The sequence below is a fragment of the Streptomyces luteolifulvus genome (genome assembly GCF_008806595.1).
Lineage (GTDB): Bacteria > Actinomycetota > Actinomycetes > Streptomycetales > Streptomycetaceae > Streptomyces > Streptomyces luteolifulvus.
The window spans coordinates 1-996 of the sequence record NZ_VZRB01000038.1 but is presented as its reverse complement, the minus strand read 5'-3'; the positions used below and the strand labels follow the sequence as shown (position 1 = coordinate 996).

The 996-nt window shown below is 75.3% G+C and carries 2 protein-coding genes; one reads left to right on the top strand and one right to left on the bottom strand.

Annotated features, from left to right (window positions below; all coding sequences use genetic code 11):
- Positions 1 to 663: arsenate reductase/protein-tyrosine-phosphatase family protein (locus tag F7R91_RS34610; RefSeq protein ID WP_150956482.1), on the bottom strand; the 663-nt coding region annotated here is incomplete at its 3' end.
- 116 nt (positions 664 to 779) lie between these two features.
- Here F7R91_RS34610 and F7R91_RS34605 point away from each other — a divergent pair.
- Positions 780 to 983: a hypothetical protein gene (locus F7R91_RS34605; protein WP_191971768.1), complete on the top strand. Its 204-nt coding sequence runs from the start codon at positions 780 to 782 to the stop codon at positions 981 to 983.
- Positions 984 to 996: the final 13 nt, after the last annotated feature.

The following is a 996-nucleotide window of genomic DNA, read 5'->3' as shown; positions in this document are numbered from 1 at the left end:
GTGGGGGGGGGGGGCGCCCCCCCCGGCCCCGGGGGGGGGGGCCCCCCCCCCCCCCCGGGCCCCCCCCCCCGCGGCGATACGTTCCACCAGACCCTCGATCCGTACGAGGCAGTCCCGCACCTCTTCGGGGTGGGCACCCAGGGGATCCTCGATGTCGTCCTCGCCCGGACGGACCCGCTCGCTGCCACGCCGGGCGGCGGCTCCCCGGACGAGGGCCTTGAAGCGCGCGGCCGGATCCGCCACGCCCGAGGCGTCCTCCGCCCGCACCAGCCGGGCGAACTCGGACAGGGTGAAGGCGCGGGTCAGCGCCCATACGGGGGACAGCCGCACAGCGGCCTCGCGATGCTCCGTCGCGGCCCCCAGCACCAGATCGGAGTTCTCGACCAGATCCTTCGTCAGCCGCCGCGAACTCGTCCCCGAGGCGTCCGCGCCGCGTTCGAGGAGGAAGGACGCCGCCGTGGCCGCGATGGGCGTACCCGTGAGGGCCCGTGTGCCCGCACTGCTCAGCCGGATCACCGGCCGGGCATCGAGCAGCCGCTGCCTGAGCAGCCACTCGGCAAGGGGGGAGCGATAGAGGTTGCCGGTGCACACGACGAGCACATGAAACCCGGGTGCACACGTGCCGGGCGGCGCGGAGGGTGAGGGCCCGAGACTCTGGAGCATGCCGCCAGTATTCACGCGCGGGGTCCGCCGGACGGGGAGACGCACGTCCGCCGGGGCCATTCGGGTCAGTGCTCGCCGGATGGTTGGGGACCGCGGGTTCTGACGGGGCGGCCGGGGTGCAGGCCGCCGCGGCGATCAACGCGGACCTGGTGGTTGAGGACACCGATGCCGCCGTGGCCCGCCGCAGGTCGGCCGCCTCCGCTGATGTGTTCGGCGCGGCCTGTGAGGCCGAGGTCTCTGCACGGGTCCTGGGCGGGCGCCGTCACGGTCTCGACTCGCTGCCGCAGTCCGAGGGCACCGCGGCTTCCGTGCAGCCGTAGCGGCGGACCGGGC